The sequence below is a fragment of the Spongiimicrobium salis genome (assembly GCF_043678055.1).
GTDB lineage: Bacteria > Bacteroidota > Bacteroidia > Flavobacteriales > Flavobacteriaceae > Spongiimicrobium > Spongiimicrobium salis.
Genome location: NZ_JBHEQA010000001.1, coordinates 1,791,701 through 1,809,281 on the forward strand (window position 1 = coordinate 1,791,701; position 17,581 = coordinate 1,809,281).

11 protein-coding genes are annotated in these 17,581 nt (G+C 40.5%); 3 read left to right on the forward strand and 8 right to left on the reverse strand.

The features are described 5' to 3' along the window. Positions 1-1,170 (reverse strand): helix-turn-helix domain-containing protein, encoded by a 1,170-nt coding sequence (locus ACEXOE_RS07910; protein WP_394748200.1) that lies wholly within the window; start codon positions 1,168-1,170, stop codon positions 1-3. Between the two features lie 530 nt (positions 1,171-1,700). Between ACEXOE_RS07910 and ACEXOE_RS07915 the strand changes: the two genes are divergently transcribed. Further along, positions 1,701-2,057, forward strand: a complete 357-nt coding sequence (locus tag ACEXOE_RS07915; protein ID WP_394748201.1) for a hypothetical protein — start codon at positions 1,701-1,703, stop codon at positions 2,055-2,057. 99 nt (positions 2,058-2,156) lie between these two features. On the opposite strand, the gene ACEXOE_RS07920 is transcribed toward ACEXOE_RS07915, so the two are convergent. The 7 genes from ACEXOE_RS07920 to ACEXOE_RS07950 all read right to left on the reverse strand — a co-directional run bounded on the left by ACEXOE_RS07920 (position 2,157) and on the right by ACEXOE_RS07950 (position 14,332). Beyond that, the gene (locus ACEXOE_RS07920; protein WP_394748202.1) at positions 2,157-3,068 is read right to left on the reverse strand and encodes a hypothetical protein; all 912 of its coding nucleotides are present in this window, start codon (positions 3,066-3,068) and stop codon (positions 2,157-2,159) included. Positions 3,069-3,137: 69 nt separating this feature from the next. Then, complete coding sequence (locus ACEXOE_RS07925; RefSeq protein WP_394748203.1) at positions 3,138-4,172, reverse strand: LacI family DNA-binding transcriptional regulator; 1,035 nt, start codon at positions 4,170-4,172, stop codon at positions 3,138-3,140. 210 nt (positions 4,173-4,382) lie between these two features. Then, a complete protein-coding gene (locus ACEXOE_RS07930; protein WP_394748204.1) occupies positions 4,383-5,090 on the reverse strand; it encodes a hypothetical protein in 708 nt (235 codons plus the stop codon). Next, on the reverse strand, positions 5,087-8,464 hold the full coding sequence (locus tag ACEXOE_RS07935) for an alpha-amylase family glycosyl hydrolase (protein ID WP_394748205.1): 3,378 nt from the start codon (positions 8,462-8,464) through the stop codon (positions 5,087-5,089). Before ACEXOE_RS07935 ends, ACEXOE_RS07930 begins: the two co-directional genes overlap by 4 nt. 132 nt (positions 8,465-8,596) lie before the next feature. Beyond that, positions 8,597-9,754, reverse strand: coding sequence for a SusE domain-containing protein (locus ACEXOE_RS07940; RefSeq protein ID WP_394748206.1), 1,158 nt, complete (start codon positions 9,752-9,754; stop codon positions 8,597-8,599). A 31-nt stretch (positions 9,755-9,785) separates the two neighbouring features. Beyond that, positions 9,786-11,393 carry a RagB/SusD family nutrient uptake outer membrane protein gene (locus ACEXOE_RS07945; protein WP_394748207.1) on the reverse strand — a complete coding sequence of 536 codons (1,608 nt, stop codon included), beginning with the start codon at positions 11,391-11,393 and terminating at the stop codon, positions 9,786-9,788. Positions 11,394-11,404: 11 nt separating this feature from the next. Next, positions 11,405-14,332, reverse strand: a complete 2,928-nt coding sequence (locus tag ACEXOE_RS07950) for a SusC/RagA family TonB-linked outer membrane protein (protein ID WP_394748208.1) — start codon at positions 14,330-14,332, stop codon at positions 11,405-11,407. A 464-nt stretch (positions 14,333-14,796) separates the two neighbouring features. Here ACEXOE_RS07950 and ACEXOE_RS07955 point away from each other — a divergent pair, with 464 nt between their 5' ends. Together ACEXOE_RS07955 and ACEXOE_RS07960 are read left to right on the forward strand one after the other, a co-directional pair. Continuing rightward, the gene (locus ACEXOE_RS07955) at positions 14,797-16,596 is read left to right on the forward strand and encodes a helix-turn-helix domain-containing protein (protein WP_394748209.1); all 1,800 of its coding nucleotides are present in this window, start codon (positions 14,797-14,799) and stop codon (positions 16,594-16,596) included. Positions 16,597-16,729: 133 nt separating this feature from the next. Then, positions 16,730-17,497: a hypothetical protein gene (locus ACEXOE_RS07960; protein ID WP_394748210.1), complete on the forward strand. Its 768-nt coding sequence runs from the start codon at positions 16,730-16,732 to the stop codon at positions 17,495-17,497. Positions 17,498-17,581: the final 84 nt, after the last annotated feature.

A 17,581-nucleotide genomic window follows, 5' to 3' on the forward strand; every position in this document is an offset into this window, starting at 1 on the left:
TTATTTATGCTGTTTTTTAAACTCGTTTGGGGTGAAACCAGTTTCTTTTTTGAAGGATTTGTAAAAGGTAGTTTTAGATTTAAAGCCTGATTCCAATCCAATGGATAACAAACTGTATTTATCAAATTGCGCATCCAGCATTAATCGTTTCGCTTCTTCTACTCTAAACGAGTTGACATAGGAAGTGAATTTTTTTTGCGTTACCTTATTCACGATCTGTGATAGGTAACCCGTGCTAATACCAAGTTTTTCGGCCACTACCTCTCTACTTAAATCAGGGTCGCGGTAGATAAATTGTTCCTTAAGCAACCGTTCTAACTGTACAAAATAAATATTGTTTTCTACGAAGTCATTTGACGCTCCAACTGTTTTTTTGCTTTCTTTGGAAGCATCCCCCTTCAAACTTTCATTGGACATTCTACGTAGGATATCTAAAATCTCTTTACGTTCACTGACAATTTTTAATTTGTAAAGCCCTGTGTAAGCTACCCAATATACAAATAGAGAGAGTTCAATGGCCAATAGGTAAAGATCATAGAGAAAGTAATGATCCAATTGAGGGTAGCGATCAACGAGAAACAGATCAACTAGAAATAAAAGGACCCAAGTACTGGTTAAAACACAAATAAATAACCATAACTTTTTAACCCATGTTAGACTTATGCCGGTTTTTTTTGTCGATTTTTTAATGAGAATATACGACCATACCAATAGCGTTATTGTAAAAATGTAACTGCCTATTTCCTCTAGCCCAAAAATTAGATCGTATAACTCAACTTTACCGTCAAACTCAATCTTAATAAGAGAAAAATTGTATTCTAAATGCGCAATTGTGTGAATAATTATAGAGACTACAATAGGGAAATATATCCAGATATACTTTTTGCTTTTTAATAGACCGTGATCAACAACTTTTAAAATGTAGGTGAAGAAAAAGGCTGAGAAAAGAAAGACCCATTCAATGGTATTCATAAAACTCAACTTATAATAGGTACTAAAAAATCTGATATTGCTCAGAAAGATATTAAACATTAATAGCGATAGTATGCCTATGGCGTACCCTAAGTAATTATTGGCCTTTGTTTTAAAAAAAGGAGAGAAAAGAATGATAAAAGCTAGTACAAAACCCTGAGAAGCAGCTATAAGTAAAAAAAGATTGATTGGGTTCAAAAAGCTTGGTTTTTATGGAATAAACATAAACCGAATAATTCAAAGTATGTTTTAAAATTTTGATAAATTATAAAAATGATTATGATGACCGAAGTAGATAGTTATTCAACAACGGTCTTGGATTTTATCTAAAATTGAAACTGAAAAGCTATGGTCAGCGTTAAAATAAATATTCAGACTTAAGAACCGTTCCTCCTGTGCTAAGGTAATATATGAATGTGTTATTGATTTTTTGACCCATAATCTACATAGAGCTTATTTTGTGGTAAACGGGATGATTTCGAAATAACTTCTCCTAATTTATGTCAAAAAGAAAGTACTATTCACAAAAAAGGAAAAATCGACATCTTTTAGGGAAAAACGGACATTTTGCTCCTTTGTAAATAAACGCACCTTTGAAATAAATTACCTCGGGGCAGGTCCTGGAGGTATTAAACAGAAATTCAACTTTTTATTTCGGCGCTGGCGTCGGAGCATTCAAATCTCGATTATCGAGTAAAACTAACAGTATTAACCTTAAATAAAACATTATGCGATTTATCACAAAAAAAATACACGCATTTCTAGACTATCCGGTAGCCCTTGCATTAATTGGACTTCCGTTTTTACTAAGCTTGGGGAATTCTAATCCGCTTGCCCTTCAAATTTCAGTTATTGTAGGTGTGGCAGCTTTTGTCCTAACCTTATTAACGGATCATCAGTTGGGAGCCTTCCGTGTAGTTCCCTATAAATTTCATTTGATAGTTGACTTTGCAGTGGCTATCGTCTTTATTTTAGTTCCTTTTGTGTTTTCCTTTACAGGTTTAGATGCCTATTACTATTGGATCAATGGGATTGCCGTATTACTTGTTGTAAGTATGCACAAACCTGAATTGGCCAGTTCGTAGTAGCGACACATAACCTATTTCTTCCATGCTATTGGGAGAATATAAAAAGGCAGTACTCTGATCGGTACTGCCTTTTTAGTGATTTATATTTGTTGCCGTCTATAATCCTTCCAGGACTTCAGCCCCTTCTGGTACTGTAAAATAATGATCCTCTAATTCGGGAACGAAAGATACATTGGAGAGTCTAATATCGGTAATATATTCCCCTGGTTGATTGTTGGAGACCAACCAATGGGTTTGATAACGTTCTGGAAGAACAATACCATTAACGGTTTGTTGTCCGTACAGCTCCATGAATTTCTCAGGAGTATGCTCCCCTTTTTTGAAGTATTTGGGATAAGATACTACGTAACGAATAACGCCTAATTGATGATTCTCTGCATTAAAATACAGCACATAATAGTCATCCGGAGCGTCTCCCGTACCTGCATCAAAAGTTACGCGGATTACATCATAGGTAGTGTCTTTATAATTTTCCTGGGGAAGTAGCTCCAAATTGGTGCCTTGTCCATCAAGTACAAAAGGCTGTGCCATAAAGAAATAAGGCGTTAGGGACCAAAAACGAGTATTATACGGAAAGACCGTGCTGTCTTTGGCCTGTACCCAAGCATTTTTTCCATCCCAACCATATTGGGAAATGGAATCGTTGACTTTTTTATGCCGTGCCCTACTGCTCCAGGTTTCTACAATTTGATGGGTGTTGCGCGGTGTACCTCCGTCTAAAGGTTTGTAATAAAATTGGAAGGATACAGGGCCGTTTTTATACCATTGCCCTAGGCCACCATGGGCTTCCATGGCGTTCCAAACAATTTTTCCAGCCTCGCTTTGTCCTAAGCGGGTTTTCGCTTTTGCCACTCTTTTATCGATCCAGGAATCTGGAACTTTTGCCAAATCAGCTGCCATAGTCATTTCTTTTGCATCTTTTGAAGGAGTGGCTTTCTCTTCTTTACAGGCAGAGAATGCAAAGAAAACCAATAGTAATAAACCAATGATTTTTGAAGGTATTGTCATAGCGGATTCTAAATAATTAATTCAACTTTTTTATGCGCAAAGATAAGGTATCTTTTAGGGGAAAAGATTTTATTTGGTAGAATCTCTTTTTGTAAAAGTGGTTGGGATAACCTTGGTTACATAATAGTCTTTCTCTTCCTTTTTTTCCAGCTTATCGATCAAAAGGTTGGCGGCGAATTCACCCATGGTCTTTCCGTCTTGCATTACGGATGACATGGCTGGTCTGGAGTATCGAGAAAGAATGCCTCCTGAAAAACTGACCACACTAATTTCTTCTGGAATTTTAAGGCCTCGTTCCATAGCTATTTTGGTAGCATTGAGTGCATACACTTCGTTTACCGCAAAAATCCCATCAATATCCGGATGTGCATCAAAAATGGCATGTATTTTTTTGGTGAGTTTACTACTTTCAATTTCATTGTACATGATATCCTTGTTTTTTAGGATAAGGGCTTCATGTACAGGCAAGTTATTTTCCTTATGAGCTTCAATATATCCTTGGGTACGTAATTTTCCCACCTCAAGATAATCTTGTGTGGTCAATAACAAAATCTTTTTACAGCCCGAGGCGATAAGCTGATTTACCCCATTTTTGGCCCCTTCAAAATCATCAATGATGACCTTGTCGCAACTGATATCTTCAATTACCCGATCAAATAAGATCAGGGGGAGATCCATATTTTGGATGTTCTTCAGATGTTCGTAGTCCTTTTTCAAGAGCGTACCCTTTGAAACGGAGAGCAGAATACCATCTATTTTACCTTTGACCAACATCTCTATGCTCATCACTTCTTTTTCATAGGATTCATTGGACATCCCAATGATGACACTATATCCACGATCTAAGGCCGCTTTTTCAATACCGTCGATGACTTTGGCAAAAAAATCATGGATAATTTCGGGAATAATAACGCCAATGGTTTTGGTGCTTCTGCTTTTAAGACTCTGGGCAATACTATTGGGGGTATAGTTATAAAATTTAGCAAAGGCTTTGATTCTATTTCTGGTCTCAATGCTGATACTTCGATCATCGTTAAGTGCCTTTGATACTGTTGAAATAGACACATCCAGCTCACGTGCTATTTTTTTTAACGTCATTTTCATGATGGCCAAATTTTATAAGGGTGCTAATATCATGCTGCTGCTATAGCAGGATAAAAACCATTTTTCGGGGAGATACATCACCCAATACAAAGGTAATTATATTAAAGAGAATGAAAGGAAGCACATGGGAATACCATATTAAAGGGTGCTACACTTATACGGTACCTTTCCTACCTCAAAATATATGTTGGGCATCAAGGGTACGAATTTTCAATTTATGCGAAATTGAAAGCTTTGGGATTGGGAGGCGTTTCCTTGACTATCCATTGTAGTAATAGTCCAAAAATACACCCCTGGGGTATTGATGGTGATGGATGTCGTTGAGGCTGTGGTTTCTGCAATCTGTGTAGTTGGTGGATTTTCGGTGGATAAAAATACCCGATAAGAACTGATATCATTGTCAATATCCGATGCGTTCCATTCCAAACCTATGGAACCTTGAGGAAGTGAACTTCCTATTCGCGGATGAATCGCCTCTGCAGGAAATGGCGTGAAATTGGCTAAAGGTTCGCCAGCATTGTAAAATTGAAAGACCTCACTTTCTGTGGTTGCCGAATTGGAATTGGAGCGCGAAATTACAGACCAAGCATAGGGATTTCCTCTTAGAATCGTAATATCCAAATTGGTAGTAGTGCTATTCAATAGGCGTACTTCCTCCGTACGTAAATCTCGTAAATTTACTTGATAGCTATCTGCATTTTCTGCGGCTTCCCATCTAAAATTAACGGTACTCTCTGTAGCTGACCGAATAATACCTTCATTGCATTCCGTATTATTTTCAGGAAAAACCAAGCTTGCTGCGGCTGGGATTGTAGGTGTGGTTGGTGGTAAGGAAGGAGTTTCTTCGGAATCTCCCGAACAAGATAATCCTATAAAAACTAAAAGGACCAAAACACAAATTAAAATGGAATTTTTCATCTTTTAAGAATACTGTAATTCATTGTTTTTTTATCGGCTACAATGCGTAAAATGTACTGTCCGCTGGGTTGTTCCCGCATATCGATTTTTAAGGCATTATTAAGTGCTTCGTACACTTGCTCCCGGACAACACGTCCAGAAATATCATGTAAAACCACCCTTACTTTAGGGCTCTGAAGGACATCCAATTGTACAATGAGCGGTTCGTTGCCTACGGGATTTGGATAAATAATAGGTTCATCCAGAACAAATAAAGTCTCGGAATAAACGCCTTGACAATCCAGATCGGTACGCACCTCTAACACGTTTTCTTTTTGCTTGAGATCCAAGGTTATCGTGGAAGCGCTTGTACGAATGAGATTGTCATTTAATCTTACGAGATAGTTACGACCCCCTTCTAAACGAAGTGTTACCGTTTTGGCCTGTGTGTCTTTGGAAGTGCTAACAGAAAGTAACTCTGGTTGCGAAATCACAAGAGAAAAGCATTGTTCGTAATCGGTTTGATTTTCTACCCGAATACATAATTCATAGCTTCCCGCCACGAGATCGGGGATGCTAAGGGTTTCCGTGAAATTGAATGCAGTGGCTGCTTCCCCATTCAATATAGCCGTATAATTTAAGGGAGTTGCAGCGGTAATCTCAATACTCCCATTATCACTAGACCTGCAGGTTTCGCTTAAAGTACGGATGGCAAAATTTGAAATGGGCAAAGTAAAAATTTCACAGCCCTCTACATCCACAGTAGCTCCGAAAGGGGTATCCGGACAAATATCGGATACATTGGGCACCCCATCCCCATCAAGATCCAAAGGGTCGATCAAGGCTTCGCTAGGTTGGTCGGCAAGGATCATGAATGCCCCAGGTGCCAGTTGAATCGGGGCATTTCTATTGGTGACCTCCATAGGCCGATTGCCTTGTAACAAATCATACCAAGTACCGGTAGTTTGAAATTGGGGGTCAATGCTTTGGGGGGTCACCCCGAAGTTTCCGATGATGGTGACGTATTGAATGGCATCTCCAATGGCAGTATTGTCCGTAAGTTGAATTCTTTTTAATCCACTGGGCGCCCTTGCATCGATACTAAAGTCATTGGTCCGGAAAATGGGTTCTTCCAGCTTCAAGTGTATGAGGTCGGCCCAAGTATCGTATAATGCCAAGCGTTCGGCATCCGTATCATAACCTAAACTAAAGGGAATGGGTTTGGGGTTGGTTCTACAGGCTTCTTGGGTGCTCCCATCTTCACAACGATTGATAGGAATCTCATAACCCAATTCCCCAAATTGCCACAGCAGTTTAGGCCCGGGAACCGTAAAGAAAAATGCCCCGGCTTGTTGTTGCCGCTCCAGCGCTGTGGAAAAATCCTGGACGTTGTAATTGGCAGCAGCATTTCCAAATTGAAGATTCTTATACATAAGGCGCTCTTCATCATGGCTCTCCATATAGCTCACATTGGAAGGGGTATCCCAATTTCTGTTGAGATAAGAAATAAAGGAGAAATCGGAACCGCCATTGGCATGGAAGCCCAAGGTAGCTTCATTGTAATTAAAATTATGATTGCTCCAAACCAACATGCCTTCTTCGTCTGGGTCATTCGTTGTTCTGTGATTCACTAGAGCGGTCAACTCCTCATTGGGTGCAAAGTGCTCTAGGATAACATAAGCATCGGAATCAAAGGCTCTAATTTCGTCATACATCCTGGTGAGGATATCGATTCTGGACTGATCAAAAGGGTCGCCATTGCCTACCGTATTGGTAAAACCTTTGGTAAAATCAAAGCGATATCCATCAATATGAAATTCTTCGATCCAATACCGATTTAGACGATCTAAATAATCCTGTGTGGCCTCCGATTCGTGATCCATATCGTTAAAAAAACGCAATACCGTATTAGGATCTACCGCATTGAAAAAAGGATTGTTTTCGGAAGGGGCACAATTAAAATCGCCCCCACATTCATTATACATTCTAAAATAGGGGTGCTGCCCCGTGGCATGATTGTATACTACGTCTAGTATTACCGCGATACCTCGAGCGTGACAAGCATCCACAAAACGTTTAAAGGCCTCAGGGTTTCCGTAATATTTGTCCAAAGCAGAATGCAAGGCGGTATTATAACCCCAGCTAAGATTACCATCGAATTCCGAGACCGGCATTAACTCAATAGCATTGACGCCCAGGTTTTCTAAATAATCCAGCCGATTAACTACCGCATCAAAGGAATGCAAAGCATCAAAATCCCGAACCAATAATTCGTAAATGACCAGATCGGTCATGGCCGGGCGTTCAAAATTTGGTGTGGTCCACACAAATTCGGAATCTCCCAAACGCATAAGGGTCACCAATTGATTGGTGAGACCAACGGGATAAGGCGTTAAGTCTGGGAAGACGGTATTTCCTCCTTCATTGATAAAAGAATCGTTGAATTCATCCAAAACCACTTCAGAATAGGGATCGGGAACACGGATAACTCCTTCCACCAGATACTGATAGAGATGATCAAATTGAGGGGTCAATCCTGTCAATTCCAACCAAAATCGATCTTGACTGCTGTCTTTGTTCATTAAGAAAGCCTCATCGATCTCCCAATTGGTAAAATCCCCAATAATATGAATAAATTCTTTTTCCGGAGCAAATAAAACCAAGGTTGCTCTGGTGGGATCAAGAGGATCTCTGTTCAACCCATCTTTCAGACCTGCGGGAAGTGGAGCTTCGGTAACCGTAGGAGGTACCAGTACATTAAAACGAAATGTCTGTGTATCGGTACCATTGGAAACTTCAAGGGTAAATTCTGCACTTTCGGTAATGGTCACATTTGTGGTATAGCTTGTTTGGGCATTAAGACGGTCAATGATCGTTCCATTGGAAGATAAAATAAAGTCTGCTGTTTCAGATGCCGTTGCGCTTACTATAAGTATTTCCCCGGCATCTAGGATGGTCTGTTCCTGAGTGGGATTGCTGAGCATTGCCTGAAACCGTCCAACCGCTACTAAATTATCTGCGGTCTGTTGTGAACCATCCTGATTTTTCAATAAAAAACCAATGGTTCCAATACCCGTAGTATTATAGAATGTAGTAGGAGTAAAGGTATACGAATAGGTGCCATCACCATTATCTGTAAAAAGTGCGGTATCCGGAGAGTTGTTGAAATCGTTTCCCGTTTGTGGGGAATTTGCACCAAAGTTGCCTTCCCTATCAAAATACCAGGCCCAAAGGTAAATAGCATTGCTTCCCAAAGCACTTTGGGGATCGAAATTGGAAACGGTGATCGTTATTTCCTCATCTTCATTGAAAGTGGTAGGGGAAATGCTAATGTCCTGGGCATAGCCTATAGCTGTTAGGAAGAATAGAAAAAGAAGGGTGGCAATAGATTTCATAGCAAAAATCGGAAAAGGGATAAAAGAGATACTAAAGCAAAAAAGAAAAGGCTGTTTTAACTTACCATTACAGCCTTTTCATCTAATTAAACGGACTCAAACTTATCATCAAGAGAAGGTACTGCCCCTTGTTTATTGTGCTTCCAAAGTAAAGGTCTCATTACCTGGATTCGTGAGGTCTAAAGTAACGTTAAACGTTCCGGCAGTAATAGGAATGTCATTGCCAAAACCACCCATCATCAACTCATTGGGAGCGCCTCCGTCACGTGTTCCAAAATTCTGTGCAAAGTCATCGTTCAAACGGAATTTAAATACACCATCAGCAGCTATGGTAACGTTAAAGGCAACCCATACTCCTGGGTTTGCGGGATCTTCCGTTAAACGGATATCAGGTCCTGCCGCACCAAAATCATTAATGGTGTTTCCTACCATACCCCAGCTGTCCACTGTTCTATCGATAGTAAAGGTCAACGCATTGAAGTCGGCACGGATAAAGGCAATTCCGGGGGCTCCAAATGGGATGTCATTTCCAAAACCGCCCATCATCAATTCCCCTTCAACACCGCTATCGCTGGTACCAAAATTAACGGCAAAATCCATGTTTTCCCTAAACTTTCCTAGGACATTCACATTCCCATCCCCTCCAGGAGGAATGTTTACGGATCCAAAGTGAATGCCATCTTCATTGGTCAATAAGGCAGCATCAGGGCGATCCACTCCATCAAAATAAATGATTCCGAAAGTGGAGGCCATGGCAGCAGCGATACCAACATCTCCTGTGTCTTCTAGCAAAGTGATATTAAAAGAAAGCACCTCAGAGATATTTTCGGTATTGGTATCAGCATTATTGTTCCCGGCGAACGCCCGGATCCTAAAAAACACCGTCCCTGTATTATTGGGTTCCCCTTCTGCTGTTGTGGTGGCAGGATCTTGGTCAAGACCTAAAGTTTCTGCCAAATCCAAAAGGTTTCTTACGGTAATGGCCACATTGGTTTCAGGAGTGGTATTTACAATATTAAAATCTCCGGAAAAAGTTTCGTCCGTAGCGCTTTGCAATTCATAGCTTACCGCAGTGGGAACACCAAAATCCACAGGAGAATATACAAGACGTTCGGCCACATTGGCGGCAGTTGCAGAAGACACCAAATACTGGGCTGAGAAGTCGTTCAGAAATACAATTCCTTCGGCGTCCGGTTGTAGCGTAAATTCAAAGCTTTCATCATCATCACAAGAAATGACCAAGCCCAAGATGAACATAAAGGCAAAGGATAAGGTTATTATTTTTTTCATTATTGACATGTTTTAGTATAATTTTTGTTGATTAGTATCCAGGGTTCTGGGTTAAATTGGGATTTGTGGCCAAATCGGCATCGGGTATCGGGAAAAGGTTTAAATTTTCTGGAACGGGAGCGCCGTTCGGATTGTCTCCCTTAAATTCCCATAAGAATGCACTACCGGTAAACAAGCCAAATCTTCTTAGGTCTTGTCTTCTATGTGCTTCCCAATGTAGCTCCCTTGATCGTTCGTCAATGATAAAATCCAAAGTCAATGCATTGGCCGCAATATTTCCCGAAGTATCGCCAAAAGCTCTTTCCCGCAATTGGTTCACAAAACCAAGTGCTGTTCCGGCATTTCCACCTCCCCCTCTTAAATGGGCTTCCGCATACATCAAGTATACATCGGCCAATCTAAATAAGGGGAAATCTGTATCGGTGAACGTAAGATCGGATCCAGGGGCTCCTGTAGAAGTACGGTTGGAGTATTTAGCCAAGATGTAGCCCGTAGCGGGATCAGATAAGGTTTCAATGCTTATGGGGCGATCTTCGGAGATAATCGTGTTTCTTTGATCGTTCACAAAGAGAGCATCTTCAAAACGTTCGGAGAATTCCCTGCGAAGGCGGAACAGCCCTCCAAAGCCTCCTGCACTGACACCTAGTGATTCTCCGTTGTCTTCAAAACTTCCTACCTGACCTTGGATCAAAATCGTGGTCCCGCCAAAATTTTGAACTACTTGTCCATCGTTTATTACAGGGAAAATAATTTCGTTTTGGGCGCCATTAGTGTCGTTATCCGCTAGGAAATTGAATAAATAATTTGGAGTTAAACTATATCCACTTGCTATAATTTGGTCACAGACCGTTAAGCAATCTGCATATCTTTCGGTACCCGTATAGACCTCTGCATTGAGGTATAGTTTGGCCAGTATCATTCTTGCCGCACCTTGGTCCATACGTCCGTATTCATTCTGCCTTGCCGGAACCAAAAGATCATCAATAGCCAGTAATTCCGATTCAATAAGATTAAAAAGTGCTTCACCCACAATTTCCTCGGGAGGATTGGTGTCACCTATGATATCGTTTTCCGTAATGAAAGGGGCTCTTCCAAACATATCCAATAAATGATAGTTGGATAATGCCCGTAAGGCTCGGGCTTCTGCCCTAAAAATGGCAATGTCTGCACGTAAAGCTTCGCTAACTCCTCTAGAATTTAGGGCGTCATCCGTGGTTTGACGCAAAAACTCATTGGCCAGGGTTACGGAGAATACTGCCCTATCGAACATGCCCAAAATCAGGGGGTTCGAAGCTTCCCAAGAGGTACGTTGTAAGCCTCGGATACCAGGGTCGTTTTCAAAAGTAAAAATGGCTTCATCAGTAGAAAGGTTCTGAAGGTTCCAAAGGCCTCTGATGTATTGCCCCGTTCCTGCATCCAATCCGCTAATATTACTGGAGCCTCCACCATTAAGGCCACTTAGGGAAAGATTGGCGTATACGCCAGCCAACAATTGACGATAACTATCCGTATTGCTAAAGAAGTCATCTTCCAATAAGAGATCGGAATCTTGTGGAAGCACATCAAGATCACCTTCACAAGAAGTGTTGAATGCTATTAAAGCAACTGCAAAGTATATGGTTTTAAAATATTTTTTCATTGTATAGTATATTAAAATGTATAGTTCACACCGGCTTGAAATGTTCTTGCACGTGGAAAAATGGTATTGTCAATACCTCCGGTAAGTTCAGGGTCCAGTCCACTATAATCTGTGATGACAAAGACATTTTGCACACCGCCCCATACCCGAAGACTACTGCCAAATTTGCTGTTGTTTAGTGGAAAAGTATAGCCAAGGACAACATTGTCTAAACGCAGAAAGGAAGCATCTTCTAGATAGATATCGGAGAGTATGACTTCTGAGGTCGTATTGAAGTTGGTATCCAATACGGATCTGGGGATATTTCCTAATGCGCCATTGCTGTTCAAAAGATCAAACTGTGCATTGGCAGAACTAACATTGTTATACACATCGTTCCCAATACTTGCCCTTAGGAAAAAAGCCAAATCCCAACGTTTATAATTGATATTGGAGGAGAACCCTAATAAAGCATCAGGGTCAGGATTTCCAGAGATAAAACGATCACTATCGTTAATGACGTTATCCCCATTCAAATCTGCGAAAGCCCCTTCTATAGGTCTTCCCTGATTGTCAAAAAGTTGGCGTTGTACAAAGAAAGAATTGGGTGCAAAACCTTCACGTTGAATTTGAATGGTATTTCCGATTCCTCCGCTGATCCCTCCAACTCGAATATCTTGATCAAAGGCCAAATCATCGATTTCACGATTAAAAAAAGAACCATTGAAATTGACGTTCCAATTGAAATCCTCGGTTTTCACCAAATCGGCATTGATGGTAAACTCAAAACCTTCGGTACTAAAGGTTCCTATATTTTGAAACCCTGCATTGCTGAAATTGGAACCTCCTGCAATAGGGACAAAAGACAATAGATCATCGGATTCATTACGATAAGCCTCCAAAGAACCGCTCAATCTACCTTCAAAGAAGCTAAAATCTACCCCTAGGTTAATTTGTGTGGTCTCTTCCCAACGCAGCAATTCATTTCTAAATTGTGGTTGTGCAATGGGTACGGTATTCCCTCCAAATTGGAATTGGGAATTGGGTTCCCCCAGTACAAATCTACTCAAGAACAGTAGGGATTGTCCAATATCTTGCTGTCCGGTCACCCCATAGCTGGCGCGCAGCTTTAGGTTATCCACGACAGTAGATTCTGGGAAGAAATCTTCACTTAAGGTCCAAGCGGCAGAGACACTTGGGAAGTTTCCAAAACGCTCTGAAGGACTAAACCTGGAAGTGGCATCCCTTGTAATGGAGGCCGACAGATAATAACGGTCTTTATAAGAGGCTTCTGCACGTCCAATATAGGTGAGCAAAACAACATCCGGTGCTATATTAAGCTCGGGAACCACGGTAGTGGTAGGATCATTTTGTTCTCCTGTAGAAAAGCTTTCGGATTGGAATTTCTGATAGTTGTAAATGGCTTGGGCCCCAAGGGTGAAATCTCCAAAAGTTTTATCCCAGCGTAACTGTGCATTGAACTGCTGATTGACGCGCTCATTGTCGAATTCACTGAAATTCCCCAACAATTGGGTTTCGCCATCAATAACCTCTTGTACGCCCAAAGCACTTTCTACCGGCCTTGAAAAGGATCCGCTTCCTTCACTTCGGTCATAGCCCAAGTTTACGATGGCACGTAGTTCTGGATAAAAGTGAAATTTGTAATCCAATTCCAGATTTCCATATAAACGGAAAACATCACTGACATTTGTGGTCTGCAACAACTGCGCTACAGGGTTTCGTGCTACATTGGCCGTAGGAAGTCCGTTGGCGTCAGTAAATTCAAAGAAACCTCCAAATCTGGAACCTTCCTGGAAGACCGGCTGCGTGGGATCAAAGCGAAACGCGCTTCCTTCCACTCCCGGACTAAACCTGTTGTTTTCAAAAGTAAGGTTAGTGTTTAGATTTATTTTCAGATGATCATCGAACAGGCGTGGGTTTAATCGTAAGGAGAGGGCCGTACTTTCAAACTCTGAAGTTCTTCTAAGGCCTGGTCTGTTGGTATATCTTGCAGAGAATCGTGCCGGTAAATTTCCTTTAAAAAGAGAGCCTTTGATAGAAAAGTTATTGTCAGAGATGAATTGCTCCTGATAGATTTCTTCTTGGAAATTGGTGTTGGCATTTCCCAAGAGTCCTACATCTTGTGGGCGTCTTTCTTGAATCAAAGCTCTGAATTCGTCACCCGAGAAAACATCAATGGTATCTGCCAAAGTCTGGTAGCCCACTTGGGAATTAAAGTCGACCTGCAATTGTCTACCCCCCTTTTTAGTGGTGATAATGATTACCCCATTAGAAGCCCTACTTCCATATACAGCTGTTGAAGCAGCATCTTTTAAAACAGTAAAAGATTCAATATCGGCCGGATTGATAGTAGAAAGTATGGAACGAGATCCCCCAACGGCATTGTTTTCAATGGGGAGACCATCAATAACAATTAATGGCGAGTTAGAGGCGTTTAAGGAGGCACCTCCCCGGATTCGTATTTCCGATCCAGATCCCGGGGCACCACTGGTATTGATGGAAAGTCCTGCCACCCTTCCATTCAATAGATTTTCTGGTGTTGCAATGTTTCCTTTATTAAAATCTTCAGTAGTGACAGCTGTTAAGGCTCCGGTAGAACTTTTTACTGTGGTAGTACCATAGCCTACAACAATAACTTCATCCAGAGCTGCCGTATCTTCTTCCATGGCTACATTAAGCGTACTTCCGTTAACGACGACTTCCACGGTTTTAAACCCCAGATAAGAGAAAATCAAGACATCCCCAGAGGAAGCATTAATTTCATAATCGCCATCAAATCCTGTCGTTGTTCCTGTTGTTGTTCCCTTAACAAGCACGTTGACACCGGCAAGGGGGTCACCTAGATTTTTGTCGGTCACCACACCGCTGACCGTTTGAGCACAAATTCCCAACGGAATCCACAGTGCTAACAAGAGGATCATTTTGTGTATTTTTTTCATCTAATACCTAATTATTTTGGTTACGTTTTTATTCGAGAAATGCTCTCAGGGAGGACAAGTAAAAGGAAATTTAGAGGAAAGCAAAGGGGGGTACTTAACAGGGTATTAAGTAAAACGTTTTCCTGTTGATAAAAAGTCAATAAAAATGAATTTGACAGAAAAAATGAAGTTAATTTGAGGAATTATTTATCCAATTAAGCTTTAAACATTGAATTTTTAAAAATAACTTTACATTAGAATTTGATCTAGCTGTATTGAAGCCCTAATTTTTCCTTTTTTTAAGATAAAATTAGAAGGATAAACGATTCGGTTTTTTGCGAAAATAATAGCCAGATTTTTGTGTCACTATTGAAAAAAATACTTTGATTCGTACGTTGTCTTTTCATTTAGTTTTTCCTCCTTTTTTGGCTAAGGAAAGTCAAGGTATTCTACCTATTATTCTTGGTATTTTATGCTTCTTTTATGTGACATCCCTAGGTGCACAAACCACCTTTGTTCTGGAAAAACTTCCTGAAAACACCCCGGAAAATAATCACTTTTTCCTTTCAGGTTCCTTTAATAAATGGAATGCTTCCGATGCCAAATACCAGTTTCATAAAGGAAGAAATGGTAAATATTACGCAGAAGTGGGGCAATTGCAGCTGAATGATAGGATACTTTCTTTTTTAATTACAAGGGGAAGTTGGGAAACTGTGGAAAGTGAGATTGAAGGGTGGCCAAGAATAACGCGACGACTTTCATATGTCCCTGCTAAAAAGGACACGGTGTTCCTGTCGGTATTGGCTTGGAGCGATTTGGACAGTCCGGCGGTAGATATACCCAAAGTGAAAATCGTTCTTGAAAACCTGCCTAGAAGTACGCCTCCGGATGCCCCAATATATATTACGGGGAATTTTAATGGTTGGATTCCAGGGGATACCCGATATCGATTTAATAGGGATGCGGATGGAGTTTATGGAGTAGACATCCCTGCCTATTGGTCTACCTTGGAATACAAGTTTACCAGGGGTAATTGGCATACGGTAGAAGGAAAGGCCTATGGCAGGCCCATCTTGGATAGGATTACAAAACTGGAAAAAATAGAAGGTCAACATACGATAGTGTGTACAGTATCCTACTGGGAAGATCAATCTTCCGGACTGTTCAATCCGTATACATTGATTCTTTTATTGGCCGCTTTTCAGGGAATTTTGATATTGATCATCGTTAATACCTATGAGAATAGAAATAAGAAAGCGAACAAAGTACTTAGCCTCCTCATAGGGTTGATTTCCATTGCATTATTAACAAGTGTAGCCATATATGATAGGGATGTGTACAATGCTTATCCCAAAATATCCCTTTTGCCCGATTTTGTCTATTTTCTGTACGCTCCTCTCTTTGCCGTATATATTGAGCGATTGCTAAAAACCAAAGTACTTCGGAAACTGCCTTTTTGGATGTACTTTATTCCTTTTGGGATCCATTTGATTGCCATGGGTGTATTTTTCTTTGAACCGGTGCATCTTTTTGTGGGCAGAAACCTTTCCCCATTGTATTCCTCAGTGTGGTATATTGTTATAGGTGGAGTAGCACTCTTGTTTAATGTATGGGTTTGGTTTAAAATAAGGAATACGGTAAGGCGCTATTTAAAAAATGCAGAAGCAATAGAATCCAATGACCCTTATATTCGGTATTTCAATAAAATTCTTTTTTTAAAGGGAATCTGTCTAGCCTTATGGTTGGGGACCTATCTGGTTGGCGCGATCGGTCTGATACTCGATCATGATTTAACCATGGTTACCGATTTTCTAGTAGATATTGTCTGGGTGGTCTTTTCTTTTACGGTCTTTTTGCTGGGGTATTTTGCCATAAGACAACCAGAAATATTTAAAATAGAAAAATTGATCGAGGAGGTGATTGATAAATCGAGTTTGGATAAAGAAGATTTAAAAGACCTGAAGGCGGCCTTGGAAAAGGTGATGCAAGGCGAAAAACTGTTCCTTCAACCTACATTGAGCCTACCCGAATTGGCAACTACTTTGGGTTCTAATGTTCATGAATTATCCAAAGTGATCAATGAAGGTTTTGATAAAAATTTTAGGGATTTTGTCAATTCCTACCGCATTGCTCATTTTATAGAGAAAGTCAAGGCTCAGGAAGATAAAAGTAAAACCTATTTGGCCATTGCCCTGGACTCTGGATTCAATTCCAAATCTTCTTTCAATCGTTCTTTTAAAAAAATAAAAGGCACTTCGCCCCGCGAATTTTTTCAAGGGACATAAAATTATCGATCTTAAGCCTTAGCCCTAAAAAAGCATAGAATTCCCCTTAAATATAGGTCAGTTTATAAAATGGGTCGAATGGTTTTACTTGATTCGATAGTTTAGCTTCAGTGAATTTAAAATTGGAGAAGCTATGGAAATCAAGTTTTTTGCAGACGTTAGCGCACTAGATCATTTGCCTTTGGAAACCCAATTCCAGAAAGTGAAAGAGTCGGGGTATGACGGTATCCAGATCAATATGGACAAGACCATAGAGGGAACCTCTTTTCAAGAATTACTACAGGCATTTGAACTAGGATGCATTGCACAAATACAGACATCGGGAAAGGATGTGGGAGAACATCTCAACAGTCTTAGAGAACAATTTGAGCAAAGTGCCGAACTGAAGCCTCTCCTTATTAATGCCCTGACAGGGAAAGACTATTTTAGCTTCGGCGAAAACGTGCAGTTGTTGAATGAAGCCATGTCCTTGGAAAGAAAACATGGGGTTCAGATAACCCACGAAATGCATCGTGGTCATTTTTCTTTTGCCGCTCATATGATGGAACGATACCTATCCTTGTTGCCCGATCTTAAAATAGCGGCCAACTTTTCGGAATGGTGTGCTGTGGCCGGTTCTTATCTTGAAGATCAACAGGAAGCGGTTTCGGTAGCCATTAAGAGGTCGTATCATATTAAAGGAAAATGGCATGTAGTGGCACCAACACCATCGGAAAAAGAAAGCAAGGAAGTTCGAAAGTATGCCGATGAAAAGTTTTTATATTGGTGGCATCGCATTATTCAATACCAAGACCATAAAATCCCAGTTTTACCCATTACGGTACCTTTTAAAGCTAAATTTTTAATCGGAAACAGTGACCTTAAAATGATTTTGGGAGCCAGAGATACGCTTCTATCTTAAACTATTCTTTTCTAAAACCAATCTAATAATAGTGCGTTGTCAAAATTTCGATGACAATACGCACCCCAACCCGTTTACGTATCT